General features: G+C 67.2%; 19 protein-coding genes. 11 read left to right on the forward strand and 8 right to left on the reverse strand.

Features of this window, described 5'->3' with window-relative positions:
- Positions 1–45 precede the first annotated feature (45 nt).
- Complete coding sequence (trmL, locus tag RUU78_RS19725; RefSeq protein ID WP_313919353.1) at positions 46–558, forward strand: tRNA (uridine(34)/cytosine(34)/5-carboxymethylaminomethyluridine(34)-2'-O)-methyltransferase TrmL; 513 nt, start codon at positions 46–48, stop codon at positions 556–558.
- A 135-nt stretch (positions 559–693) separates the two neighbouring features.
- Positions 694–1,242, forward strand: a complete 549-nt coding sequence (locus tag RUU78_RS19730; protein WP_313919354.1) for a hypothetical protein — start codon at positions 694–696, stop codon at positions 1,240–1,242.
- A gap of 512 nt (positions 1,243–1,754) precedes the next feature.
- Here the strand turns inward: RUU78_RS19730 and RUU78_RS19735 are convergent.
- The 5 genes from RUU78_RS19735 to RUU78_RS19755 all read right to left on the reverse strand — a co-directional run bounded on the left by RUU78_RS19735 (position 1,755) and on the right by RUU78_RS19755 (position 7,439).
- Positions 1,755–2,336, reverse strand: coding sequence for a TetR/AcrR family transcriptional regulator (locus tag RUU78_RS19735; protein ID WP_313919355.1), 582 nt, complete (start codon positions 2,334–2,336; stop codon positions 1,755–1,757).
- A gap of 304 nt (positions 2,337–2,640) precedes the next feature.
- Entirely contained in the window at positions 2,641–3,222 is a 582-nt protein-coding gene (locus tag RUU78_RS19740) for a nucleotidyltransferase family protein (protein WP_313919356.1), read from the reverse strand.
- Positions 3,219–4,199: an XdhC family protein gene (locus RUU78_RS19745; protein WP_313919358.1), complete on the reverse strand. Its 981-nt coding sequence runs from the start codon at positions 4,197–4,199 to the stop codon at positions 3,219–3,221. The genes RUU78_RS19740 and RUU78_RS19745 overlap by 4 nt, the downstream gene beginning before the upstream one ends.
- Positions 4,200–4,299: 100 nt before the next feature.
- Positions 4,300–5,034, reverse strand: coding sequence for a methyltransferase domain-containing protein (locus RUU78_RS19750; protein ID WP_313919359.1), 735 nt, complete (start codon positions 5,032–5,034; stop codon positions 4,300–4,302).
- Between the two features lie 83 nt (positions 5,035–5,117).
- Entirely contained in the window at positions 5,118–7,439 is a 2,322-nt protein-coding gene (locus tag RUU78_RS19755; RefSeq protein WP_313919360.1) for a TonB-dependent receptor, read from the reverse strand.
- A 141-nt stretch (positions 7,440–7,580) separates the two neighbouring features.
- Between RUU78_RS19755 and RUU78_RS19760 the strand changes: the two genes are divergently transcribed.
- Positions 7,581–8,741 carry a phytase gene (locus RUU78_RS19760; protein WP_313919362.1) on the forward strand — a complete coding sequence of 387 codons (1,161 nt, stop codon included), beginning with the start codon at positions 7,581–7,583 and terminating at the stop codon, positions 8,739–8,741.
- 58 nt (positions 8,742–8,799) lie between these two features.
- Here the strand turns inward: RUU78_RS19760 and glpD are convergent, their stop codons facing one another.
- Positions 8,800–10,356, reverse strand: a complete 1,557-nt coding sequence (gene glpD / locus RUU78_RS19765; RefSeq protein ID WP_313919491.1) for a glycerol-3-phosphate dehydrogenase — start codon at positions 10,354–10,356, stop codon at positions 8,800–8,802.
- Positions 10,357–10,465: 109 nt separating this feature from the next.
- Between glpD and RUU78_RS19770 the strand changes: the two genes are divergently transcribed.
- The 4 genes from RUU78_RS19770 to RUU78_RS19785 all read left to right on the forward strand — a co-directional run bounded on the left by RUU78_RS19770 (position 10,466) and on the right by RUU78_RS19785 (position 17,350).
- The gene (locus RUU78_RS19770; RefSeq protein ID WP_313919363.1) at positions 10,466–11,503 is read left to right on the forward strand and encodes an iron ABC transporter permease; all 1,038 of its coding nucleotides are present in this window, start codon (positions 10,466–10,468) and stop codon (positions 11,501–11,503) included.
- 3 nt (positions 11,504–11,506) lie between these two features.
- Positions 11,507–12,313 (forward strand): ABC transporter ATP-binding protein, encoded by an 807-nt coding sequence (locus RUU78_RS19775; RefSeq protein ID WP_313919364.1) that lies wholly within the window; start codon positions 11,507–11,509, stop codon positions 12,311–12,313.
- Between the two features lie 23 nt (positions 12,314–12,336).
- Positions 12,337–13,275: a cobalamin-binding protein gene (locus RUU78_RS19780; RefSeq protein ID WP_313919366.1), complete on the forward strand. Its 939-nt coding sequence runs from the start codon at positions 12,337–12,339 to the stop codon at positions 13,273–13,275.
- Positions 13,276–13,567: 292 nt separating this feature from the next.
- Complete coding sequence (locus tag RUU78_RS19785; RefSeq protein ID WP_313919367.1) at positions 13,568–17,350, forward strand: hypothetical protein; 3,783 nt, start codon at positions 13,568–13,570, stop codon at positions 17,348–17,350.
- Positions 17,351–17,541: 191 nt separating this feature from the next.
- Here the strand turns inward: RUU78_RS19785 and RUU78_RS19790 are convergent, their stop codons facing one another.
- Positions 17,542–19,206, reverse strand: a complete 1,665-nt coding sequence (locus RUU78_RS19790; RefSeq protein ID WP_313919370.1) for a YifB family Mg chelatase-like AAA ATPase — start codon at positions 19,204–19,206, stop codon at positions 17,542–17,544.
- Between the two features lie 393 nt (positions 19,207–19,599).
- Between RUU78_RS19790 and RUU78_RS19795 the strand changes: the two genes are divergently transcribed.
- Complete coding sequence (locus RUU78_RS19795; RefSeq protein ID WP_313919372.1) at positions 19,600–20,517, forward strand: hypothetical protein; 918 nt, start codon at positions 19,600–19,602, stop codon at positions 20,515–20,517.
- A 36-nt stretch (positions 20,518–20,553) separates the two neighbouring features.
- Positions 20,554–20,850: a hypothetical protein gene (locus RUU78_RS19800; protein ID WP_313919374.1), complete on the forward strand. Its 297-nt coding sequence runs from the start codon at positions 20,554–20,556 to the stop codon at positions 20,848–20,850.
- Between the two features lie 686 nt (positions 20,851–21,536).
- Here the strand turns inward: RUU78_RS19800 and RUU78_RS19805 are convergent.
- Positions 21,537–22,487 carry an alpha/beta hydrolase gene (locus tag RUU78_RS19805; RefSeq protein ID WP_313919375.1) on the reverse strand — a complete coding sequence of 317 codons (951 nt, stop codon included), beginning with the start codon at positions 22,485–22,487 and terminating at the stop codon, positions 21,537–21,539.
- 112 nt (positions 22,488–22,599) lie between these two features.
- Here RUU78_RS19805 and RUU78_RS19810 point away from each other — a divergent pair, with 112 nt between their 5' ends.
- Both RUU78_RS19810 and RUU78_RS19815 read left to right on the forward strand, forming a co-directional pair.
- Complete coding sequence (locus tag RUU78_RS19810; protein ID WP_313919376.1) at positions 22,600–23,436, forward strand: AraC family transcriptional regulator; 837 nt, start codon at positions 22,600–22,602, stop codon at positions 23,434–23,436.
- Positions 23,437–23,793: 357 nt separating this feature from the next.
- Positions 23,794–25,239 carry an Hsp70 family protein gene (locus RUU78_RS19815; RefSeq protein WP_313919377.1) on the forward strand — a complete coding sequence of 482 codons (1,446 nt, stop codon included), beginning with the start codon at positions 23,794–23,796 and terminating at the stop codon, positions 25,237–25,239.
- The last annotated feature ends 66 nt before the right edge of the window (positions 25,240–25,305 follow it).

Raw genomic sequence — 25,305 nt, forward strand, 5'->3', positions numbered from 1 at the left:
CGGTCGCTTGTGCACCGAGGACGCAACGACGCGCGCAAGACTGTCATGCACGTCCGTCTGGCCTCGCCCTGCGGCCGCAGCGATAATCGCCCGATGCTGCATGTCGTCCTGCACCAACCCCAGATTCCCCCCAACACCGGCAACGTGATCAGGCTGTGCGCGAACAGCGGCGCACGTCTGCACCTCATCCGTCCAATGGGATTCGACCTCGACGATGCACGCCTGCGCCGCGCCGGCCTCGACTATCGCGAATACGTCGACCTTCGGGTACACGAGGATTTCGCCGCGTTCCTGAGCGCCGTGACGCCTGCACGCGTGTTCGCGCTGTCCACGCGTGGCACGCTGAGGCCGCATGACGTGTCATTCGGCCGCGACGACGCGGTCATGTTCGGTTCCGAAACCCGCGGGCTGCCGCAGGCCCTGCTCGACACGCTGCCGCCGGATCGTTGCCTGCGCCTGCCGATGCGGCCGGACAATCGCAGCCTCAATCTCTCCAACGCCGTCGCCGTCGTCGTCTACGAAGCCTGGCGGCAGATGGGTTTTGAAGGATCACTCTAGTTTTCAACGCCCGATTCAGCGTCATGAATCCGGAGTAAATCGGGCCGATCGTCATGCCTTGGTTTGGCCGCACCGCACCATAGTTTGTTTTTCACGGCGATAACGCCGTCTGTTAAAGCAAACTAGGAAGACATAATGAAACGTACTGCCCTCGTGCTTGCTTCGCTGCTGGCCCTGCCGTTCGCTTCGCAGGCCGCGGATCTGAGCTACTCCTGGCTCGAAGCGGATTACGTGCACGTCAATCCCGATGATTTCGACAATGCCGACGGCGTTGCCGTCCGCGGCTCCGGCGAGCTCGGTGAGAATTTCAACGTAATCGCGGGCTGGAACCGGGTCAATGTCGATACGCCGCTCGTCGATGACCTGAAATCCTGGTATCTCGGCGTCGGCTATCACACGCCCGTAGGCGACCAGACCGACCTGTTCACCGACATCGCCTATGTCAAGAACACCACCTTCGATAATGATGGCTACGGCGCGCGCGTCGGCGTCCGCTCCGCGCTGTCGCCCAAGTTTGAAGGCGCCGCATGGCTCGGCTATGAAAAGCTAGACCGCACCGACGGCAACGGCTCGCTCGGCGTCTCCGGTCAATACAAATTCACGCAGAACTTCGGCCTGGTCGCGGAAGCGCGCGTGGCCGAGAACGACACATCGTTCCTGGTCGGTCCGCGCCTGAGCTTCTGATCGCTTCTACCGCGCGGCATCCGTCGCGACACTCCGAGCCCGGCTTCGTGCCGGGCTTTTTTGTCGCCCACGTTTGCCCGGTGACGATGCCCTGACAGCGGGGGGAAACGTGTCGCGCTACGGAGCGCATGATGGCCCGTGACAAGCGCGAAAGAGATATCAGGCGAGGAGAGCGCAGGCAGCCGCATCAACGTCGACGGGCCTGGGATCAAGGCGGGCCAGCGAAGGTGCCTGACCCGGTACCGGTGATCGGGGGGGGAGGAGGGAGTCAGCCGGTACCGGGCAGGCGGGGAACCCGGGTGTTGCGAGAACTGGGGATGCGTCGTGCGTCTTCAAGTCCTGAACGAGTTCAGTCGTGTAGCAGCGTATCCGATGGAACATACCGCTCGAACGTACATCATGTTGCCAGTTTCCCTGACCCGTCCACCAGGCAACGGAGGGCAGGGAGGAGCACGGACGGTCGGGCCAGGGAGTTCTGTGGCGACCGTCCCTTGCCGCGTTGCCGCAGGTGCCTAGTGCGGCGCTTCGATTCCGTGCAGCAGCAGGTCGAGCCATTGCCGCTGCAGTTCGGATCGCGTCGCCAGCGAGCCAACCACCATCAGTTTTTCGTTGACGCGCTCGGTCTGGAAACCGAACAGGTTGAGCGAAAGCACCACTTTGGCTACCAGGGCCGGGCTGATGCCCTCGCGCAACTCGTCCGACACTTCGTTCAACAGCCCCACGACGCGATCGAAATTATTCTGGATCAGCGGAAACACCGGACTGCGTTCCAGCACGGTCGGCGAACCCGTCAACTCGCGCAAGATCAGCCGCGTTCCATGCGGACGCTGGTGCAGGAAGGCGTTATGCCACTCCACCAGCCGGCGCAGGCGAGCCGCCAGACCTTGCTCCTTGAGTTCCAGCGCACCGAGCGACCTGCCGAAAATATCGCAGGCCTGGGTGAGCACCCGCTCATACAGTTCCTGCTTGGTCGCGAAATGATGGAACACATTGGCTTTGCAAACCCCGGCGGCCAGTGCGACCTCGTTGATCGACACCCCATCGAAACCGCGCTCTGCGAACAGGACTTCGGCTTCGACCAGGATCCGCGTCAATGCCGATTTCTCGGATGCTTCGTACGCGGATGCCAACAGGGTAGGGACCACAGGCGCAAACTAACTGACCGATCGGTTGGTAGGCATTATCCGGTCGCCGCCAGGCCGGTTGAATAGGACAAAAGTCGTATGACTTTGGACATGGCATAAGCGATTTTTGCTCTGTATCGCCGCGAAAATCGCCGGATCCGTCAAATGGGTTTTGCGCCGACGTAGCGGCGGCGCCGGCCCCTCGTGCGCAGCCCCCGATCCGTCACCCGATGCGCCCTCGCTGCGTGGCAGAGCCACGCTCATCGGACCAGCGCTACGCGTCGTCGTCCGCTGGCAAATCGCCGGGCGCGTCGATGTCGCGCGCCAGCGCCTCGTTCGTGACGACGTGCGTTTCCGTCGCGCGCGCCTGCAGCAGTCCGCGCGCGCCCCGGTCACCGGCGAAGTCCGCACTGCGCAGCCAGTCGCGTGGCAGCAGTGCCGGCACGCCGACGGTCTGCGCGTAGCCACTCGCGGCGGCTTCGCAGGGTGCTTCACGCCAGCACGCCACCAGTTGCTGCAGATGCGCCGCGTCGAGCGCCGGCTGGTCGCACAGCACGACCAGCACGCCCATGCACTCCGGATCCAACGCATCGGCACCGCTGCGCAGGGAATGCCCCATCCCATGCTGCCACGACGTCGCACTGATGCAGCGTACGTCCAGGTCCGACACGGCGGCGGCCAGCAGCGTGGCCTGGTGGCCGAGCACGACGACGAGGTCCGCTGGCCGCGTCGCCAGTGCCGCACGCGTCGCGCGATGCAGCAGCGCCTCGCCGTCGATCGCGACCAATTGCTTGGGCCGGCCCAGGCGCCGCGACGCGCCGGCAGCAAGCACGACCACGCCGTGGCGCGGCGTCACGCGGCCGCGCCCTGGCCCTGCAGCGCGGCGACGATGGCCAGCGCAATGGCCTCGGGCCCCTCGCCACCCAGGCGCAGCCCGACCGGAGCCTGCAGCCGCGGCGACAGCAGGTCCCGCGTCGTCGGATCAAGTTCGGCGAGCAGCGCATCGCGCCGCGCCGCCGGACCGAGCAGGCCGATCCAGGCGATAGCGCTATGCGCGCAGTGCTGCAGGAATTCCAGATCGCGCGAATAGTGATGACTCATGACGACGGCGGCGGCGAAGCGCTGCGTCGCGAGCAACGCCGGCAGCGCGGCCGGCTCCGCATGATGCGCATCCGCACCGGCCAGCAGGCCGAACCAGCGGGCTCGCGATTCGACCACTTCGACGTGCCAGCCGAGCAGATGTGCGAGGCGCAGCAGCGGTGCGGACTCCGGCCCCGCGCCGAGCAGCAGCAGGCGCGGCGGCGCGCGCAGCGCCAGTCGCCAGCGCGCTATCGCTTCCGTCGCGCCGGACGCGGGCCAGCGCCACTGCTGCGTGTCCGTGCGGGCCACGCCGCTGCCGTCGACGGCGAGTTCCAGCTGCAGGTAGGGCTCGCGCTCCAGGCTGCGCAATGCGGTGAGCAGCGGTGAGGCTTCGGCTAGCGGCAACAGCAGCAATTCCACCACGCCGCGGCAACCCGAGGAGGAACCGAACAGCAGGTCATCGTCGCCGCGCGTGTCCAGGCACAGGTGTTGCGCCCTGCCCTGCGTCAGCGCGCGCGCCGCGGCCTGTTCCAGTTCCGCCTCGAGGCACCCGCCGGAAAGCCAGCCGACCCGGGCGCCATGCTGCGGCAGCAGGATCAGTGCGCCGGCCTTGCGATACGTCGAGCCTTCGGTCGCCACCACGACGGCGAGCACCGCCGGCGGCAGCGGCGAATGCCGCAGGTTGCGTAGGATCGCGCGCAGGCCGCCGTCGCTGTCGTCCTGCACGGGCATGCGCGCATCGTCTGCCGCCATCGTCATCCGCCGGTGCTTCGATGCGGCGATTCTACGCGCGCGGCTTCGAGGTGCTTCACCGCCCGCCGGATGTGCGCGGCGCTTCGGCGCGACACGCTCCTCAACCGCCACGCACCGCGACGATAACCGGCCGGGCATGGCCAAACAGGTGCTGCGCTGGCCGTTCGATGCGCGCGTCGGCGAATCCCGCATTGCGCAGCCGTGCGACGATGTCGCGGCCATAGTCGCGCTGCACGAGAACGGTCGCGCCGCGGTAGCGGTCGGCGTGATACATCGGCGGCAACAACGCGACGCGCCGGCCGTCACGCAGGGCCATGCGCTCGACGGTATCCGCGCTGTCGTGCAGCGGCACGGTGAAGAGGAAGCGCCCGCCCGGGCGCAGCACGCGGTGCACTTCGCGAAAGCCGGCTGTGTCGTCCTCGACATGCTCGAAGACCTCGCTCGACGTGCACAGGTCGAAGCTGGCATCGGCGAACGTCAGGCGTTCCACGTTCTGACACAGCACGCCGTCGCGCGACTCGCCGGGTTCGACACCGTCGAGGAGTTCGCTCGTGGTCAGCAGCGCGGCATGCCGGCGCAGGAACGCGACCAGCGGCCCCTGAGCCGACATTTCATAGACGGCGGCATTGCCGAGCCCGGGCAGCTCGGCGCGAATCACGCCGGCCAGCGACTGCGTCACCGCGCTCGCGCCGCAGCGCGGGCAGCGCACGCCAAGCTCGCTGCGCGCCAGACGCAGCAGCCAACCGGATCCGCAGACGGCACAGCGTTCCCGCGCAAGACCGAGTTCGGTCGGACGCAGGGTGTGCAGCAGGCGCAGCAGACGCGAGGAACCCATGGACCGCCATTCGCAGCGAAACAGCGGCGCAGTGTAATCGCCGTCGCGACGCCCTGTCCCAGGCGCCGCGGCAGCGTGCGTTCCTACCAGGCGTAGCGCGCGACGAACTGATAGACCGGCCCGGCCTTCTCGCTCTCGATCTCGTACTCGTCATAGTCGCGCTCGATCTGCTCGCCCAGCGTATTGAACTTGTGGAAGGTTTCGTCCTTCGACGCGTTGAGCAGGTTGGTGCCGGTCAGGCGTAGCGACCACTGCGTGCCAAAGCGCTTTTCGACGAAGGCTTCGAGATCGGCGCCGTAGCGCGTCTGAACTTCCTCGGCAAGCAGACGTCCGTACGCGCTGCCCTGGCGCCGGTAGCTGAGGCCGAAGTTGGCATCCAGCGAGGGCAGGTCCTGGATGAAGCCCACATTGAGCACCGAGCGCGCCTGGTCGTTGAAGCGGCGTCCGCCGAGCGCGTCGTTTACGTTGCTGTCGAGCCACGAATAATTGAGGAATACGCCGGTGTCCGGCAGGCCCAGCGCGGTCAGCGGTGTCGACAGGTCGAATTCCACGCCGTAGACCTCGCCGTCGCCAACGTTGGCGGCCGAGTACAGGAAGCTGTCCGGATCAAGTACCGGATAGCCTGGCGTCTGCGGCGTCGCGCCGGGGTTGCCTTCCAGGAACTCGGCGACTTCGTCCTCGAAATCCTCGAGCGAGGTTTCGCTCGGATTGCCGGTGTTGGTCAGCTCGATCAGATCCTTGACGTCCCGGTAGAACAGGTTCACGCCGACGATGCCGCGCTTGCCCAGGCGATGTTCGAAGCCGAGGTCAACGCCCCAGGCCTTTTCCAGTTCGAGATCGGGATTGCCAATGAAATCGTTGTCGCCGTATTCGCCCTCGCGCTGGATCGGCAGCAGGAAATTGAAGTTCGGCCGACGCACGCTGCGCGCGACCGAAACGTTCAGGCGATCCGCATCGCCGAGATCCCAGCGCAGGTGCGCCGACGGCAACGGCAGGTTGTAGTCCTTGTCCTGGCGACCTTCGCCGGACTCGATGCGGCTGCGCGTCGTTTCGTAGCGCAGGCCGGCTTCCCAGGCCAGTGCGCCGCCCGTGCCGGTGAACATCAGGTACGGATCCACGCGGCGTTCGTCGATCGTGCTGCGCTCGAGGTCGAATTCCACATACGGCGGCAGCGGCGCGCCCTCCTCGTCGGTATCGACCTCGCTGACGCGCAGTGCGAATTCGCGTTGCTTGCGCAGATAGTCGATGCCGAATTCCATCGTCGCCGCGCCGACCGCGAGCGAGTGCGAGAGGGTCAGCCCGTTCTCGCGGTCGCGCAGGTCGGAGATCTCCAGCGTGCCTTCATATTCGTCGAAGGACGGCGGCGCGTCCTCGTCGTCGTAGCCGATCTCTTCCTCGACGTTGCGGGTGTCGTCGGTCATGCGCGCCAGGTTGAACGACAGCGCCGTCTTGCCGCCGTCGGCGTGCTCGACGCCGTACTCGCCCTGGAGCGCGACGTTCTGCTGGCGAATGTCGGCGACCTGATCGTTGACGGACAACAGATTGTCGCGGGAGATGCTGGTGCGGTCGTTGTATTCCAGCGAACGCTCGGTCTCGCTACGGTCGGTGCGCACGAACAGGCCCGACAGCGCGAGCTTCCCCGCGCCAACCTCACGCACGTACGAAAGATTGAACGAGTCGTCGGTACCGTCGCGCGTATCGTCCTGATCTTCGCGATTGTCGAAATCGCCGCCCGGCTCGTCGTAGCGCAGGCTGACTTTCTTCTTCGGGTTGTAGCGACCCTGGTGGCTCACGCCGGCGAGGATGCGGCCGCCGGCGAGCTCGCCGCTCGCGACGACCGCGGCGGTGGGCTTGATCTCGCCGTCGTCGAAATGCGAGATGCCGGCGCGCACGTAGCCACCGTCGAATTCATAAGCGTCGCGCAGCACGATGTTGATCGCACCGGCGATCGCGTCGCCGGAGCGGTTTGCGCTGGCGTTGCGCACGATCTCGATCCGCTCCACGACTTCGGCCGGGATGCGGTCGACGAAGAACGAGCGGTCGTCGCCGCCACCAGGCACCTTCTTGCCGTTGATGAGGATCTGCGTATAGCCCGGATCGAGGCCGCGCAGGCGTGCGCCGTCGTATTCGAGCACGTCCGAGATGAAGCTCACGCTCGGTACGCGCTTGAGCATGTCGCCGACCGTGCGCGGCTCGAAGCGCTGGAAGTAGTCGAGGTCGTAGACCAGCACGGGCGCCGTATCGTCGGTGCGGTCGCGGTAAGTGATCTCGCCGGTGACGATCACCCTGTCGAGTTCCGTCGCCGTGGCCGGATCGGGCGCAGCGGCCGCATCGACGACGGTTTCCGCGAATGCCGCCGTGGCCAGCGCGTTGAGCAGCGCCAGCGCCAAGAGTCGTCTGGTCATGATCCGGATCCCCTGAAAAAGTTCCGGAGTTGTAGTGTCGGCAGATGGCGACCGCATGACAGCGCGGCTTTCATGTCATTGCCAGGAATCCGTCATGTGGAACTGCTAAAAGCGCCGTCTGTTTGATTCGGGGGGAAGCCCATGTACCTGCGCAACCTGCGCCTGCCGCTGGCCGCGATGTTCGGCGCCGTACTCAACGCCTGTTCGATCGCACCGACAGCAACCGCGCCAACGTCCACGAACGAGCCTGACGAGCAGGCCGTCGCCGAACCGCTGCTCTCCGCCTCGGGGATTGCGCACGCGACCATCCGCGAGCGTTTCGTCACGCCGCTGACGCCGGAAGACAACGTCGATTCGCCGGCCGTGTGGCTGGCTCCGGACGGTAGCGCCGTGCTGCTCGCGACGGCGAAGAAGACCGGTCGCCTGATGCGCTACGACGGCGACAGCGGCGCGGCGGCGGGCGTCGTCGGCACGCCCGGCACGGGAGCGGGACAGTTCGACCGGCCCAACGGCATCTTCGTCGCGGACGACCTGTTGTTCGTCGTCGAACGCGACAATCGCCGCGTGCAGGTGCTGCGCCTGCCGGGTTTCGAATCCCTCGGCAGCTTCGGCCAGGCCGAACTGCAACAGCCCTACGGCATCTGGCTGCGCGCCGCCGAGGGTGGCGGCTACGACGTCCTTGTCAGCGACGCCTACATGGCCGGCAAGGACGCCAGGGGCGACGACATCGTGCCGCCGCTGGCGCAGCTCGATCGGCGCGTGCGGCGCTATTTGGTCCGCATCGCCGACGCGAAAGTCACCGCGACGTTGCGCGGCGCTATCGGCGACACCGGCGCGGCCGGTGCGATCCGCATTCCTGAATCGCTCTGGGGCGACAGTCGCCACGATCGCCTGCTGATCGCCGAGGAAGACACCCTCACAGGCACCGCCGTGCGCGAATACGACCTCGCCGGCCGTTATCGCGGCCGCACGCTGGGCCTCGGCCTGTTCAAGGCCCAGGCCGAAGGCATTGCCCTGTGGCAGTGCGCCGACGGCAGCGGCTACTGGATCGCGACTGACCAGTTCAAGGACCGCTCGCTATTCCACATTTTCGATCGTGTAACAATGGAACACCTCGGCGCTTTCGCCGGCGAGACCGTCGCCAATACCGACGGCATCTGGCTGCAGCAGAAAGGCACGAAGCGTTTTCCCGACGGGGTGTTCTATGCCGTGCATGACGACCAGGGGGTCGGCGCGTTCGATTGGCGCGAGATCGCCACGGCGCTGAAACTGCGCCCGAGCTGCGACGCCGCGAAACCCTGATCGACCGGCATGCGCCGGCGGCCGACCCACGCAGGCTCGACGCGGTCGGGCCGCAGCGTCACTCGCACAGGGGCCGGGAACGGGATCCCGGCCTCTCTCGATGGGCGTCGTCGTCGATGCGGGCGCGCTGCAGCCAGTCGTCCAGCCGCGCCGGCGCGTCCGGCGGCAGGTGCAACCCCAGCTTGCTGCGCCGCCAAAGGATATCCTCCGCCGTCTGCGCCCACTCCTGGCGGCGCAGATAGTCGATCTCGGCCGCATACAGCTGCGGCAGCACTTCCTCGCCGAGATCGTCGAGACGCTTCGCGGTGCCCAGCACGCGCAGCACACGCGAACCGTAGGCACGCGCATAACGCACACGCAGATGCGGCGGCAGCCAGGGGCAGCGGTGGGTGAGGTCGTGTTCGAAGCGCGCGAAGTCGGCATCGGGCAGATCGCCGCCCGGCAGGTGGGCGCGCCGCGTCCACGCGGTAGCGGACTGGCGCAACGCCGCGGACAGCGCGTCGACGGCTTGTTCGGCGAGGCGTCGGAAGGTGGTGATCTTGCCGCCGAATACCGACAGCAGCGGCGGACCGTCGGCATCGACGTCGAGCACATAGTCGCGCGTGACCGCGGAGGGACTGGCCTCGTCGTCACGCAGCAGCGGGCGCACGCCGCTATAGCTCGCGACGACGTCGGCAACACTCAGCGGCTCGCGGAAATAGCGGTTGGCCAGCGTGCACAGGTACTCTATTTCGCCGGGTGCGATCTGCGCTGCGGCCGCATCGTCGGCGACATCGACTTCGGTCGTACCGATCAGCGTGAACGCGTCTTCGTACGGCAGCGCGAACACGATACGGCGGTCTTCGCCCTGGAACACATAGGCCTGTGAATGCGTGAAGCGGCGCGGCACGATGATGTGGCTGCCGCGGACCAGGCGGATGCCGTGCCGGGCCGGTACCTTCGCGATCTCGTGCTGGAACTGCGCGACCCACGGCCCGGTCGCGTTGACGACGGCGCGAGCACGCACGGTCACATGCCCGCCGCGTGCAGCGATCAGCCCGGCCTCCCAGTGGGACGCCGCGCGGTGCAAGGTCGCGCAGCGCATGCGGGTCAGCACCGTCGCGCCGTGTTCGGCGGCGTCCCTGGCCGCGGCAACGACAAGACGCGCATCGTCGACCCAGCCATCCGAATAGACGAAGCCGCGGCGGAACGCCGGCTGCAGGGCCGCGCCGGTTTCGTGCGTGCGTAGGTCGACGACGCCCGAGCCGGGCAGGCGGCGTCGGCGTGCGAGATGGTCGTACAGCAGCAGGCCCAGGCGGATCATCCAGACCGGCCGCAGGTGCGGCGCATGCGGCATGACGAAGCGCAGCGGGTGGATCAGGTGCGGTGCGGCCTCGAGCAGCACCTCGCGCTCCTGCAGCGATTTGCGCACGAGGCCGAACTGGTAGTACTCGAGGTAGCGCAGCCCGCCGTGGATCAGCTTGGTACTGGCCGAGGACGTATGCGCGGCGAGGTCATCCTGCTCGCAAAGCACGACGCGCAGCCCGCGTCCGGCCGCGTCGCGCGCAATGCCGGCACCGTTGATGCCGCCGCCGACCACGAGCAGATCGCAGTCGAATACCGGAGCGGATTCCATCGGGGATGAGTTCTCGGTCACGCGCCGTCCCGCTGCGGAATGCCGCACCCATGCTAACGCGCCACCGCCGGGCCACCTACAATCGTCCACCGAACGAGGGAAGTGGAACGTGAGCGCACAACACGGAAGTTCCTCCGATTACCGGCCCGCAACCTTCACGCGCGCCGTCGGCATCTGGACGGTGCTGCTCCTCGGCGCCGTGGCCGCGCTGTTTGCCGCGCTGTTCATCGGCAGTAGCGACATCACGGTGCGCGATTCGATCGCGGCGATGTTCGGGCAGGGCGATACGCTTGCCGCCACGGCGGTCTACCAGCTGCGGCTGCCGCGGGCGCTCGCGGCATTCGGCACCGGCGGCCTGCTCGCGGTTTCAGGCTGCCTGATGCAGGTGCTGCTGCGAAACCCGCTCGCGGATCCGTACATCCTTGGCTTGTCGGGCGGCGCGGCGGTCGGCGCGCTCGGCGCCATGCTGCTCGGCGCGGGTGTGTTCGCGGTGACCGCGAGCGCGGCGGCCGGCGCGCTCGCCTCGAGCCTGCTGGTTTTCGTGCTCGCGAGCCGCGATCTGGCGCGGCTGCGGATTTCCACCACGGTCGTCGATTCGCCCCGGCTGATCCTGACCGGCGTGATGCTCGCGGCCGGCTGGGGCGCCGTGGTCACGCTGATCCTGGTGCTCGCACCCGAGAGGAACCTGCGCGGCATGCTGTTCTGGGCGATGGGCGATCTCGGCGGCGTGCAGAACTACGCGCCGGTGCTGATCGTGCTGGCCGTGCTGCTGCTCGCCGTCGGGCCACGACTGCGCCAGTTCAACGTGCTACTGCGCGGCGATGCGGTTGCGGCAACGCTGGGCGTACGCGTGGGCCCGCTCAAGAGTCTGATCTTCGTTGCCGCGTCGATATCGACGGCGACTGCCGTCACGACGGCCGGGACGATCGGCTTCGTCGGTCTGGTCGTGCCTCATGCATTACGGCTTCTGATCGGCAACGACCAGCGCGTGCTCGTGCCGGCGTGCGCCATCGCGGGCGGCGGGTTGCTCGTGGTGGCCGACACGATCGCGCGCACCATCGTCGATCCGCAGCAACTTCCGGTCGGGGTCGTGACCGCGTTCGTCGGCGTTCCGGCATTCCTGACGCTGCTGCTGCGCGGACGCTGAGCCATGACCGACGCGCCCGGAACGACCCGCATCGAGCTGCGCAACCTCGGCTTGCGCGTGGCCGGCCGCGACCTGATCCGCGCGCTGGACCTGCGCGTCGACGCCGGCGAAATGTGGTGCGTCCTCGGCGCCAACGGCAGCGGCAAGTCCACCTTGCTGAACGCGCTGGCCGGCCTGCAGCGGATTCACCGGGGAACGGTCGCGTTTTCCGGACGCGACGCATCGCGCATGGATCCGCTGCAACTGGCCCGGACGCGCGGGTTCATGCCGCAGACAGTCAGCGACGCGTTCAGCAGCAAGGTCCTGGATGTCGTGCTGTCCGCGCGTCATCCGCGGCTCTCGCTGTGGGAATGGGGCGGCGATGAAGACCACTCGGTCGCGCTCGAGGCGCTCGCCGCCGTGGGCATGAGGGAGTTGATTGGACGCGACGTCACGACCTTGTCCGGCGGCGAGCGGCAGCGCGTGGCCATCGCGACACTGCTCGCACAACAGGTCGATGTGATGCTGTTGGACGAACCGACCGCGTCGCTCGATCTGCACCACCAGATTCACGTGCTCGCCCATCTGCAGGCGCTCGCGCGCGCCGGCAAGACCATCATCTACTCGATCCACGACACCAACCTCGCGTACGAGTATTCGACCCATGGCATCCTGCTGCTCGGGGACGGCACACTGATGCATGGACCGATTCGCGAAGTCATGAGCGGGGCTTCGTTGTCGACCGCGTTCCGCCACCCGATTTCCGAGAAGCTCGTCGATGGCGAGATCTTTTTCGTCGCGGACCGCACGCACAGCGCGCCGCCGCCATAGTCTCGCCGGATCAAGGACTGGCCATGCCCCGAATCGCAACGTTCGCCCACCCGATCGCGCGCATGGCCTCGTGCGCTTGCGCCTGCGTCATCGGTCTCGCGCTGTCGACGCTGCCGATCCGCGCGAACGCGGACACCGGGATCAGCGTGATCGACGACTCCGGCCGCACGGTTACGCTGAACGCGCCGGCACATCGCATCGTCAGCCTCGCGCCGAGCACGACCGAGCTGCTGTTCGCCGCGGGCGCCGGACGCTATGTGGTCGGCACGTCGAGCTATTCGGACTATCCGCCGGAGGCCACGCAGATCGCACAGGTCGGCGATGCGGCGATGATCAACATGGAACGCATCGTCAGCCTGAAGCCGGACCTGATCATAGTCTGGTCGCATGTCGACTCGGCGGCGGTGCTTGAAAAACTGCAGGTCCTCGGCATCCCGGTGTACTACAGCGAACCGCGGCGGATCGCCGACATCGCGAAATCGATCATCGACATGGGTACGCTCGCCGGCACGACGACAGAGGCCACACGTGTCGCCGACCAATTGAGCGGGCGCATCGGCGCGCTGCGCAGGAAATACGCCGGACGGCCGCCGATTCGCGTGTTCTACCAGGTGTGGGAGCGCCCGCTGATGACGATCAACGGCCAGCAGATGATCAGCGATGCGATCGAACTTTGTGGAGGCGTGAACATTTTCGGCGGCCTCGCGGCGACCGTGCCCACGGTCAATCGCGAAGCGGTCGTCGCAGCGAATCCCGACGTCATCGTCACCTACGATGGCGAGACCGAGGATGCCCTCTCAGGATGGAAGACGCTGACGACCATGCACGCCACGGCCTGGGGCAATCTCGTCGCACTGTCGACGCCGGCGCTGGGCCGGCCTTCGCCGCGGTTTCTCGAAGGCGCGGAGAATCTCTGCATCGAATTCGATCGCGCACGCGCGCGGCGGCCTGCAGCGAAGTGAACGATCGGCCGGACCAGGCCGGCGATCAGCGCCGCACATCGGTTTCGCCGCGTTCGAGCGGCCGAGCGCGGTAAGGCTGCACCGACGTCAGCGCATGCCGCGGTCAGGCGCGCCTGACCGCGGCGCACGCGATTCCGCGCTGGCGATGCAGCCACCGCAGTCTGCCAGGCGGCGGCGTGTGCCTCGACTGGCGCCGTCGCCGGTGCGGCCTTGACCACATTGCGCACTATGCGTGTTTCGCCACGAGTTCCGGTGTAGGCTGCCGCGGTCCGCGGCGCGCAGGGGAATAGCGATGGTCTCCACGGAAACCCAGGCGGCGGTAGACGCGGCGGCGCGGATCACTGCGCCTCCGCCCGGGCCAGGCATCGATGCGGATGCGCTGCGCCGCGCGGAGATGGACCTGATCCTGGGCCTGCGTCCCGGCGAGGCACGCACTGACGATGCGTCGGCCTGGGGCCTGGCGCTGTCGGGTGGCGGCATCCGCAGCGCGACGTTTTCGCTCGGCGTGCTGCAGGCCCTGGCCCGCGACAACCTGCTGCGCTGCTTCCACTATCAGTCGACGATTTCCGGCGGCGGCTACATCGGCGGTTTCCTGCAGGGGCTGATCCGGCGTCGTGGCTTCGGCGCTGCGTTCGAGGTATTGCGTTCGACCTTGCGCGAACGCACCGCCATGCCGGGGCGACGGGCGGCGGACGATCCGCAACTGCCGATCCAGCACCTGCGTGAGTACAGCAATTATCTGAGTCCGCGCAAATCGCCGCTGTCCGGCGACACGCTCGGCATGATCGGCACCTTCGTGCGTAACGTGCTGCTGGTGCAGGTGCAGCTGAGCGCGCTGCTGCTCGCGCTGAGCCTGCTGCCCATTCTTTTGTTCCACGTTGTCGCGCGCTGGGCAGGCACGGCCCCCGGCGTGTCGCTGTCGGTCGCCGGGCTGCTCTGCGTGTTCGCTGCGGTCCTGCTGGGCTGGATCGGCGGGCAGGCCAACCGTCCCGTGCGCGCCGAAACCGACGACCAGCGGCCGCGCACGCGCGTCGCGCTGGCCGCGCTCGGCGTCGTCGGTGCGCTCGCCGCGGGCTCGTTCCTCGGCGCCACGGGCCTGAGCAAGCTCGTGCGCCTGCCCGAACCGTGGGACACGCTCTCGCTGGCGCTGCTGCCGCAGGCGGCACTGGAAACGCGGCTCGGCGTCCTGACCGGCGCGTTGTATCTGGCGATCTGGCTGATCTGGATCGTGTTCGATCGCGCACTGATGCGGCTGCGCCGCAACGACGACGAATGGCGATTGCCGCTGCAGCAGCACCCGTGGCGGTTCGTCTTCGCCGCACTCGGCTCCGCCGTGTTCAGCGGCTTCGCGATCATCGCCACGCTGCGCCTGCTCGCACCCTGGGGCGCCAGCGAAGCCACGCTGTGGCACAGCATGATCATTGGCCCGGCCTTCACGCTCGCCGCGGTCACGCTGACCGGCGTCGTGCACGTCGGCCTGGCCGGCGATGCGCTCAGCGACCTGCAGCGCGAGGTGTGGGCGCGGGTCGGCGGCAAGACCGCGGGCCTGGTGCTGGTCGGCATGGTGCTGACGCTCGCGCTGACCATCTACGGCCCGTGGCTGCTCCTGAGCCTGTCGGGCTTCGTCGGCGAGAAATGGCGCGCCGTTTCCGGCTGGGCCGGCGTCGTCGCGTGGCTGTTCACCTCGGGCTCGGGCGTGATGCTGGCCTACAGCCAGCGCAGTGGAGGACACAAGCCGCGCTCGGCCATGCTCGACCGCCTCGTGCGCATCGCGCCAGCGGTGTTCGTGCTCGGCCTGCTCGTGGGCATCAGCCTCGGCGCCCAGGCGCTGCTGACCGTCGGCGGCTGGGACGAGCGCCCGACCGGCGCCGACAAGAGCCTGACCACGTATCTGGGCCATCTCGCGCTGAGTGCCGATACGCAGATCGGGGTCGTCGCGGTGGTCGCGCTGGTTGCCGTGGGCATCTGGCTGCTGTTCGGCCTTGCCGTCAACGTGAACGAGTTCAGCATGAACGCGTTCTATCGCAACCGCCTCGTGCGCTGCTATCTGGGCGCCAGCAACGCGCAGCGCCAGCCCGAACCGATCACGAATTTCGATCCGCACGACGACATCGTGCTGGCCGATGTGGTGGAAGTGGAGCGCGACGACGGCTGCCGGCCGCTGTATCCGCTGATCGGCACGGCCCTGAATCTCGTCGCGGCCAAGCAGCTCGACTGGCAGGACCGCAAGGCCGCGTCGTTCTGCCTGACGCCGGGTTTTTGCGGCTACATCCCGCCGCCCTCGCGCGTGGGCGCGACCGCGGTCGGCGATCCGGCGCCGTGGGCTGCGGCCACGGCCATTCCCGGCGCAACGCCGGACCCGCTCGCTGCCGCGCTGACCCTGGGCAGCGCGGTATCGATTTCCGGTGCCGCCGTCAGCCCGAACATGGGCTATCACAGCTCGCCCGCGGTCACCTTCCTGCTGACGTTGTTCGATGCGCGCCTGGGCTGGTGGCTGGCCAATCCCAGCCATCCGACCCGGCCCAGCGCCGGTAGCGCGCCGTTTTCCGCCAGCTGGCTGCTGGCCGAGATGCTTGGCCTCACGCGCGACGGTGGTCGCTATGTCTACCTTTCCGACGGCGGCCATTTCGAGAACCTCGGACTGTACGAGCTGGTGCGGCGACGCTGCCGCTTCGTGCTCTGCGTCGATGCCGGCGCTGATCCGACACGCTGTTTCGCCGACCTGGGCAACGCGGTGCACAAATGCCGCGTCGACTTCGGCGCCGACATCCGCATCGACGTGAGCGCGCTCAAGCCCGGCGCCGACGGCTACAGTCCGCGCAGTTGCGCCGTCGGCAGCATCGCCTATGCGGACGGCAGCAGCGGCACGCTGCTGTACCTCAAGCCGACGCTGACCGGCACCGAGCCCACCGACGTCGCGCACTACGCGAGCGCGCACCCGAGCTTTCCGCACGAATCCACCGCCGACCAGTTCTTCGACGAGGCGCAGTTTGAAAGCTATCGCCGCCTCGGCGATTTCGTCGCGACCTCGGCCATCATCCCGGCGCTGGAACGGGCCGGCGCAGATGCGGCGACCGCGCCGCGCGCGGGACTCGGCGTGCACGACTCCGGCCTCAAGGAACGCGTCCTCGTCGAGCTGCGCCACCAGTGGGTCGCGCCGATCGGCGGACTGCAGCAACGCTTCGCCGCGCACGGCAAGGCGATGTCGCAACTGTTCGAAAAGCTGCGCAGCACGTCGGCGCTGGCGATCCTCGACGCGCAGATCTATCCCGCCTGGACCGACCTCGTCGCGGCCGATGCGACCGCACCCGCCGACGCGGCCAAGCCCCATGCGCGCCGCACGCGCCTGCCGGTCGGCGCGGACTTCCGCTGCTGCTTCTATTTCTGCCAGGAGCTCATGCAGCTCATGGAATCGGTCTATCACGACCTCGATCTGGAACGTACCTGGCAACATCCCGACAACCGCGGCTGGATGAATGTGTTCCGCCACTGGAGCTGGGCGCCGATGTTCCGCATCGCCTGGGCCGCGAGCGCGCCGACCTATGGCGCGCGCTTCGTCGCGTTCTGCGAAATCCGCCTGGACCTGCCGCGCATCAACGACGCGGTAAAAGTCGACGAACTTCGGCCGGACCCCGGGCAGGGCTGGCGCGAACAGATCGACGCGCTCGCCGACAGCGGCGTGATCAACCATGTCGAGCGCGGCATCCTGCTGTCCGACGCGCTGGGCGTGCTGCAGAAACCCGACGCGACTCCGCGGCTGTTCGTGCTGCGCCTGAAATGGAAACAGGTGCTTTCACGCAGCGCCGAACACATTCACGACAGCACGCTCGGCGTCGCCGTCGTCGACGGCAGCAGCCTGCGCACGCTGCGCATCCAGGACCACCTGCGCAAACTCGGCCTCGGCGCGGAATTCATGCGCCTGCTACTCGCCCGCGTGCATCTCCAGCGCGTGGAACTGCGCAGCGGCCACTACGGCGCCGTCGGCGTGGTCACGGCGCGCGAGGCGGTGGCGTTGCAGCAGCAGATCGAGACGCTGTGGCAGCAGGCGTTGAAGCATCGGCGGGCGGAGGAGTGACGAGGCGGACGTCTATATACGGCAGGCGGCAGGCGGATAGGTGTGCGAAGCCGACACCGGCATCAGCAGCGACGGACACCGAATGATGCGGGTTGCATCAGCGAGGAATGATCCACGAGCGTCGCGATGGCGGGCAGAATGCAGGCAGCCAAGCAACCGCGGCTGCCGCGTTGTTTCTTGTCGGTCGCCGTTCAGCGCCTCCGTTCCATGTGCCGGTACTGGATCGCTTCGGTCAGATGCGCGGTGCCGATACGCTCCTCACCATCGAGGTCCGCAATCGTGCGCGATACGCGCAGCAGACGATGGTAGGCGCGCGCCGACAGGCCGAGCGCATCGACCGCGCGTTCGAGCAAGGCACGGTCCGGCGGTCGCAGCGGGCAGTCGCGCTCCGCTTCACCGGTGTTCAATGCCGCATTGGTCTTGCCGGCGCGATCGAGCTGCTGCTGCCGCGCCGCCGCGACACGCTGGGCGACACACGCGCTGGTCTCGCCGTTCGCGCTCATGGCGTTGAGCTCGGACAAGGGCACGCGCGGCACTTCGAGTTGCAGGTCGAGGCGGTCCAGCAGGGGACCGGAAACGCGTGCGCGATAGCGCTGCACCTGATCCGGTGTGCAGCTGCAATTCCCGCGCGGATCGCCGGCGTAGCCGCACGGGCACGGATTCATCGCGGCCACCAGCTGGAACGCGGCCGGGAACTCGGCCTGGCGCGCCGCGCGCGAGATCAGGATGCGGCCTGTCTCCAGCGGTTCCCGCAATACGTCGAGCACATGCCGGTCGAATTCGGTCAGTTCGTCGAGAAACAGCACGCCGTGATGGGCGAGGCTGATTTCACCCGGACGCGGGATCGAGCCACCGCCGACGAGTGCAGCCGCCGACGCGGTGTGGTGCGGCGCGCGGAACGGACGCTGGCGCCAGCGCGCGATGTCCACGCCCTGCCCGGCCACCGAGCGTACGGCGCAGGACTCCAGCGCCTCGCTGTCCGACAGCGGCGGAAGGATTCCGGGCAGGCGGCTTGCGAGCATGGTCTTGCCGGTGCCCGGTGGACCGACGAACAGCAGGTGATGCGCACCGGCCGCCGCGATCTCCAGCGCGCGGCGCGCCTGCAGCTGGCCGCGCACATCGGCAAGGTCGGCAAGCAGTGGCTGGCGCGAAGGCTGGGCTGCTGCGACCGCGCCTGGCGCGGTGCCTGATGTCGAACGCGATGCCGGACCGGATGCCGCACCTGAAACTCGGACCGCACCCCCATGCGACGTTAGCCCCGGCGTTTCGCCCGCGGCCGCATTGCGCGCAAGCGCATCGGCCGCCGCCATCTCGGCGAGCGCCACTGCCGCACGCGGCAACTCAGCTAGACCACGCAGATGCGCGCAGACGTCGAGCAGGCTCGCCGCCACACGCACATCCGCGCTGTCGATCAGCGACGCTTCCGCAACGTTCGCCAGCGGCACGACCGCCTGACGCCCGGCCGCCTGCGCCCGCAGCAGCGCCGGCAATACGCCGTTGACGGCGCGCAGCTCGCCCGACAACGCCAGCTCACCGACGAATTCGCGCGACTGCAATGCATCACGCGGCAGATGCCCCGACGCCGCGAGGATGCCCAGCGCAATCGGCAGATCGAAACGGCCACCGTCCTTCGGCAAATCCGCCGGTGCCAGATTCACCGTCACGCGCCGACCCGGATAGTCGAGCCGCGCATTGAGTATCGCCACCCTCACGCGATCCCGCGCCTCCTTCACCGCCGTCTCCGGCAAGCCGACGATCGAAGTGCCCGGCAGTCCGCCGGACAAGTGCACCTCGACCGTGACCGGCGGTGCGGAAACGCCTTCCTGCGCACGGGAGTGGACGATGGCGAGGCTCATGGCGACGCTGCTCCATGATGCAGCGCGCGCGCCTCGGGTCCTGGGCGACGATGGATTGACAGTTTGTGCATAGTGCGATCTTGTTGCGATCGCATGGGGGATGCATCGTGGAATTTCGGGGCGGGGGGTCGGAAAGTTCCGGGACGCAATTTCGAATGGCTGGCCCGGACCGACAGCCCGCGTCTTCTGATCCGACGCCAGCGAGCCGCTCCTGCCAGATAGGTAGAACTGGAAAACACGAGCCACGCGTACCTACCCAAGCCGCTCCGGGCGCCGGGTACGCTTTGCTCGTCTTTCACGATGGGTGTGTTCGAGCGCTGGGTGAGAGAAATCATGCAGCGAAGGCCGCTTCAGTGCGGTTGTGTCCAAAACCGAAAACGACAGGGGAATCCTATGCGCCGGTTAGTTGCAGTTCTGCTCTCGATGTCGCTGCTCGCAACGGGCGGCTGCGGACCGGCAATTCGCGGTGGCCCACCGTCGACGCTCGACGTGCCGGCCGACACGAGCGACACCGACCGGACGAGCAAGATGCGTCTGTCGTTGGCTGGCCGGGATCTGCTGCTCGCCGATACGGACGCCAAGCGCAATGACGTGCTTGGGCCGCGTCTCGTGCTGATCGATCAGGTCTACGAGACCTACGTCTCCAACCTCCGCCGCGACAAGGCCATCATGGATCTTGCGACCGGTCTGGCCGGACTTGCGATCGGCGTCGCCGGCACGCTGACCGACGGTGTCACCGCAAAGACCAACTACGCCGCGGCCGGCACGCTGCTGTCCGGCGGTGTCGCGATCGTCGATCAGACGCTGTTCTACGAACAGACGGTGCTCGCACTCGTCGCGGCGATGGATGCCAGCCGCGCGCAGGTGAGGCTGACGATTGAAACAGGCATGACCAAGGATCTCGACACGTATCCGGGCCGCGATGCGTTCCGCGATCTGCAGGCCTACGAGCGCGCCGGCACCCTGCTCGCGGCGATCAGCTATGTCAGCGCCACGTCGCGCGGTATCCAATCCGATGCCGAAGCGGATCTCAAGAACGTGCGCGACATCGTGAAGCTGTCGCCACAGCAGATCGACCTCAAGGCGTGCTCGACCCGCAGCCTGTTCACGGCGAACCCGAAGCGCACAGCACCCGCGCTGCTGAAGGCCGCCCAGGCGCTGGGGGTCACTGTCGACGACGCGGACAAGTCAGACGCTGACAAGATCGCGGCGCAGCTGCGCGCCTTGAACCGGGATGCCGACCCCGCAGGCGTCGCGAAGATAAACAAGGCGCTCGCCGATGCGGGCGTGCTCAACGACTGCACCTCCTGACCAGACATCGCAACCTTGGACAAGGCAGGTATAACCATGTACTACCGAACCATACCGACGAATCTCGCGGTCAATGACATTACGACACTGATCGTCGGCGAAGAGGCCGGCGCGTCGAAATTCATCGACAACAAAGTCACTTTTCTCAAGACATCGGCCGACAAGACCGGCGGCCTGAAGAACGTGGCTCAGTTCCTCGCGCTGGACGACAACATTCCGGCGCCCCCGGTCGTCATCGTCAGCGGCGATGCCAAGCCCGACGGAAAAGCGCTGCAGTGGACCGGCGCCATGCTCGTCAAGGGCACGATGAAAATCGTGGAGATCTATCGCTGACGGCGTTGTGTTGCCCTGCTGGAACGTGATTCGTTGGTCGCTGTACGCGCATGCGCAGGGTCGTCGTTCGCGGTTTGCAATCTCATCGGGATCGGCGGTATCGACGCGTGGCGGAATCCCTCTCCGAGCGGATGAGCGGCCGCGCAGACTTCGTAAGGTCACAACAGACGAGTGCGGTCGACGACGCGGTGTGGTGCGGTGCTCGAAACCGGCTATGACGGCGAGCTGGTTGCACGGGCGATGGTTTGTCCATGCCGGGATCGTGGAGCAATCGCATTGCGTTTGCGTCGTCGGATTTCGGGTCGGGGGGTCGGAAAATTCCGGTGTGCGAGGTCAGCTGGCGTTTCGCGATGCGCGCCGGATCGTGGAGCGACCAAATCCTCGTCGTGCCGGATCATGGGTGTCCGAATCCTCGTGGGTGTCCGAATCCTCGGCAGATCCTCGTCGCAGCGACAGCGCGGGTCCTGGCCGAGCGCGCCGCCGAAGCGCGCTTGGTTTAGCTTTTCGCCGGGAGCGCCACATTCCTCCGCTGAGTTCGCGCAGCGTTCCGAGTCTCTGGCTCCCATGAGAGGCTTTCGTCAGTCCGAGCGGCGCTCACAGGTAGTGCGCCACGCAAGCGCCGAAGGGCGACCCAAAGAAAATGGCCAGGCCCGCATGCGGGCCTGGCCTTGTATTTCTGGGGGGGATTACTGCTTGAGGAACTCAAGCAGATCCTGGTTGAGCCTGTCCTTGTGGGTGTCGGCGAGGCCGTGAGGTGCTCCCGGATACACGATCAGCTTGGCGCCCTTGATCAGCGCTGCCGAAGCACGGCCAGAGCTATCGATGGGGACGATCTGGTCGTCGTCGCCGTGGATGACCAGGGTTGGCACGTCGAAGGCCTTGAGGTCGTCGCGGAAGTCAGTTGCCGAGAAGGCAGCGATCGAGTCGTAGGTGTTCTTGTGGCCACCCTGCATTCCCTGCGCCCAGAACGATTGGATCATGCCTTGGCTGGGCTTCGCACCGGGGCGGTTGAAGCCGAAGAAGGGGCCCGACGCAATATCCAGGTACAGCTGCGAGCGATCCGCCAGCGACGCCTTGCGCAGACCGTCGAACACTTCCAGCGGCAGTCCGCCCGGGTTATCGGCAGTCTTGAGCATCAGCGGCGGGACAGCGCTGATCAGAGCCGCGGCCTTGACCCGGCCCGTGCCGTGCCGGCCGATGTAGCGCGCCACTTCACCGCCGCCGGTCGAGAAGCCGACCAGCGTGACGTCGCGCAGGTCGAGCGCTTTGATCACCGCAGCGAGGTCGTCCGCATAGTGGTCCATGTCGTTGCCTTGCCAGGGCTGGCTGGAGCGTCCGTGGCCGCGTCGGTCATGCGCCACGACGCGGTAGCCCTTGTCGGCCAGGAACAGCATCTGGGACTCCCAGCTGTCAGAGTTCAGCGGCCAGCCGTGGCTGAAGGTCACCACCGGGCCACCCTTCGGGCCCCAGTCCTTGAAATAGATCTGCACGCCGTCGGGCGTGGTCACATAGCTGCCGCGGACCGCCTGCTGCGAGGTCGGTGCGGCGCCCTTGGCCTGAACGGCGTTGGCGGCGACGGCACCCTGGGAGGCGACCGCGAGGGTGGAGGCGGTGAGCATGCGAGTGAACAGGTTCATGGTGGGTCCTCTAGGTGGCTGGAAGGTTTGCCGGTTGGCGAGGCCTACTTTCCTGCTTCCAGCCGGCCGCAATGAGCCATAGAGTCCTGAAAACTTGTCCGAGAGTATTGCGATGGGCGACCGGCTGGCGGCATTGATCGAACGTTTCCCGGTGACGGCCCAGGTGTTCCATGCCGGCGCGCTGTGCGGAATCAACGCCCTGGACGCGGACGGGGACGCCGGCCAGCTCCACCTGGTTCGCCAGGGCCCGCTGGAGGTGGTGCACGGTCATCACCGGCAGGTCGTGGACCAGCCCAGCCTGTTGCTCTACCCCCGGCCGCTGGCGCACCGATTCATCAGCGACTCCGAGCGCGGCGCGGACATGGCTTGCGCCAACCTCCGGTTCGAGGGTGGACTCAGCAACCCGATCAGTAGTGCCCTGCCCGAATTCATCTGCCTGCCGCTGGCATCGGTCGCGGGCGCGGAGCCGGTGCTGACACTACTGTTCGAGGAAGCCTTTGAAAGCCGCTGCGGCCGCCACGCGCTGGTGAACCGCCTGTTTGAAGTGCTGATGATCCAGATCCTGCGTCAACTCATGGAGTCGGGGGAGCTGCGCAGCGGCATGCTGGCCGGACTGTCCCATCCTCGTCTGCGCAATGCGCTGATTGCGATGCATGAAGCCCCCGCGCAGGACTGGGGCCTGGACAGGCTTGCTTCCGTGGCAGGCATGTCGCGCAGCGTATTTGCAGCCCAGTTCCGCGACACCCTGGGCCTCACGTCTGGCCAGTATCTCCAGGGGTGGCGCGTTAGCCTGGTACAGCAGGCGCTGCGCCGCGGCCGTCAACTCAAGATGGTCGCCACCGAAGTCGGATTCGGTAGCGAGGCCGCTCTGTCGCGCGCTTTCAAGGCGCATTGTGGAGTATCGCCGCGGGAATGGCGTCGGAGGACTGGGCAGTCCGGCTCGACCTGAGCAGATCGATGTCAGGCGAAAACGCCGGCAGAGCCCAGGGAACATTGAACCGGCGAGCATGCGCATCTCGGTTCCGCATGTCTCACGTCGTAGACACCATGCGCTGCAGGCCTGGCATGTATATCGGCGATCCAACGACTGAAAATTGACTGAGGAATGTCAGGGCGTACGCTTGCAGAAATTTGCGTGAACCCACCGATGAGACGATGAGCTGCACGCCCATCATGTCGCCGATCGAGTGCGCGCAGGTTCGCCCGAGCCTCCGGAATCGCCAGTAGGCGTCTGTGCCTCGTGCTACACGCGACAGGCACGGCGCCGCTCACTACACTCCCGCGCCCCGCGAACCCCGGAGCCGTGATGCAGATCGGTATCGATTTTGGAACCAGCTATTCGGCGGCGGCCGCCTATGTCGGGGGCCGGCTCGAGGGGATTCGCTTCGGCGAGCAGGATCAGTTCCGCACGGCGGTGTTCTTTCCAGCGGCGGTGCCGGATCCGGCGGATTTCTATCTCGATGCTGAGCGCGAGCGGGAGGTCCAGGATTATGTCCGCTCGGCCCGGGCGGATCAGCGCAGCGTGTCGGCCGCCCGCCAGCAGCGCCGCGACGAGGCCGAAGGACTGAGCGGAGGGGACAGCGGCGACGCGCGCGGATACGAGCCCGTCGCGCGCAGCGATGCGGATCTGCGCGCGGCGGGCATACGCCATGTGCGGCGCAACTGGATGGAACGCCAGGTGCGCGAGTCGCAGGGGGCCGTGGTCAGGGTCAATGACGCGCTGTTCGGCGACGAGGCGATCGACGCATACATCAACGACGGCCTGGGTCATCTGGTCGAGTCACCCAAGTCCATGCTCGGCTACAAGCTGCTGCCGAATGCGCGCCGCGTGATCCTGCATATCGCCAGCCATGTGCTGGAGCACATTCGCCTGAGCGCGACACGCCAGCTCGGCGCGCCCGTACGGACGGCGATCCTCGGCCGTCCGGTGGAGTTCAAGAGCGCAATGGGCGCCCAAGGCACGGCGCAGGCGCTGGAGATGCTGACCGAAGCGGCGCAATCCGCCGGCTTCGAGCAGATCGCGTTCCTCGACGAGCCAGCCGCGGCCGCGATGCACTACCACACCCAGCTCATCGTGCCCGAGCGTAGCCTGATCGTCGATGTCGGCGGCGGCACCACCGATGTGGCCTTCGCCGAAGTCGGCGGCGATGCGGCCGCGGCGCGGATACTGGGCAGTTGGGGCCTCCCACGCGGCGGTACCGACATCGACATCGAGTTGAGCCTCGCCGCCTTCATGCCGCTGTTCGGGCGCGGCCATCACCTGATCCCGGTGCATCACTTCCGCGAGGCGGCCAGCGTGCACAGCCCGCCGCAGCAGAAAGAGTTCCGCGGACATAACTACCGCGACGCGCCGCAGCCCTTCGGTGCGCGGCTGCAGGCCCTGCAGCGCACCGGGTCAACCTCGCTGCTGAACCGCGAGGCCGAGCGCATGAAGATTGCGCTGGGCCAGATGGCCTCGGATCGTGTCGATCTCGATTTCATCGAGGACGGGCTCGTCGCGGATCTCGATCTGCGTCACCGCGATCAGGCCTACACGGATTTCCTCGATCGCCTGGGCGCGCTGTTGCGTCGCGTGCGAACCGATATCGATGCGGTGCCGGATTCCATTTTCCTGACCGGCGGATCGTCGCGGGCGCCGTTGATTCGCGAGGCCGTGGCGCGGGAATTCCCCGGCATCCGGATGGTGATCGGCGATGCGTCACTGGGCGTGGTTTCGGGGCTGGCGGTGGCGGCGCAGCAGTGGCAGCTGTAGCGCGTCTTGTCTGTCGCTTTCCTGGACACGTGTTTTCATGGGGGAAGACAACTGCCGCTGTGCCAG

Source organism: Tahibacter sp., assembly GCF_032229445.1.
Lineage (GTDB): Bacteria > Pseudomonadota > Gammaproteobacteria > Xanthomonadales > Rhodanobacteraceae > Tahibacter.

Coding starts and splice junctions, on each gene's coding strand:
- trmL (WP_313919353.1), top strand. CDS start 46: ATGCACGTCCGTCTGGCCTCGCCCTGCGGCCGCAGCGATAATCGCCCG.
- RUU78_RS19730 (WP_313919354.1), top strand. CDS start 694: ATGAAACGTACTGCCCTCGTGCTTGCTTCGCTGCTGGCCCTGCCGTTC.
- RUU78_RS19745 (WP_313919358.1), bottom strand. CDS start 4,199: ATGGCGGCAGACGATGCGCGCATGCCCGTGCAGGACGACAGCGACGGC.
- RUU78_RS19750 (WP_313919359.1), bottom strand. CDS start 5,034: ATGGGTTCCTCGCGTCTGCTGCGCCTGCTGCACACCCTGCGTCCGACC.
- RUU78_RS19755 (WP_313919360.1), bottom strand. CDS start 7,439: ATGACCAGACGACTCTTGGCGCTGGCGCTGCTCAACGCGCTGGCCACG.
- RUU78_RS19760 (WP_313919362.1), top strand. CDS start 7,581: ATGTACCTGCGCAACCTGCGCCTGCCGCTGGCCGCGATGTTCGGCGCC.
- glpD (WP_313919491.1), bottom strand. CDS start 10,356: ATGGAATCCGCTCCGGTATTCGACTGCGATCTGCTCGTGGTCGGCGGC.
- RUU78_RS19775 (WP_313919364.1), top strand. CDS start 11,507: ATGACCGACGCGCCCGGAACGACCCGCATCGAGCTGCGCAACCTCGGC.
- RUU78_RS19780 (WP_313919366.1), top strand. CDS start 12,337: ATGCCCCGAATCGCAACGTTCGCCCACCCGATCGCGCGCATGGCCTCG.
- RUU78_RS19785 (WP_313919367.1), top strand. CDS start 13,568: ATGGTCTCCACGGAAACCCAGGCGGCGGTAGACGCGGCGGCGCGGATC.
- RUU78_RS19790 (WP_313919370.1), bottom strand. CDS start 19,206: ATGAGCCTCGCCATCGTCCACTCCCGTGCGCAGGAAGGCGTTTCCGCA.
- RUU78_RS19795 (WP_313919372.1), top strand. CDS start 19,600: ATGCGCCGGTTAGTTGCAGTTCTGCTCTCGATGTCGCTGCTCGCAACG.
- RUU78_RS19800 (WP_313919374.1), top strand. CDS start 20,554: ATGTACTACCGAACCATACCGACGAATCTCGCGGTCAATGACATTACG.
- RUU78_RS19805 (WP_313919375.1), bottom strand. CDS start 22,487: ATGAACCTGTTCACTCGCATGCTCACCGCCTCCACCCTCGCGGTCGCC.
- RUU78_RS19810 (WP_313919376.1), top strand. CDS start 22,600: ATGGGCGACCGGCTGGCGGCATTGATCGAACGTTTCCCGGTGACGGCC.
- RUU78_RS19815 (WP_313919377.1), top strand. CDS start 23,794: ATGCAGATCGGTATCGATTTTGGAACCAGCTATTCGGCGGCGGCCGCC.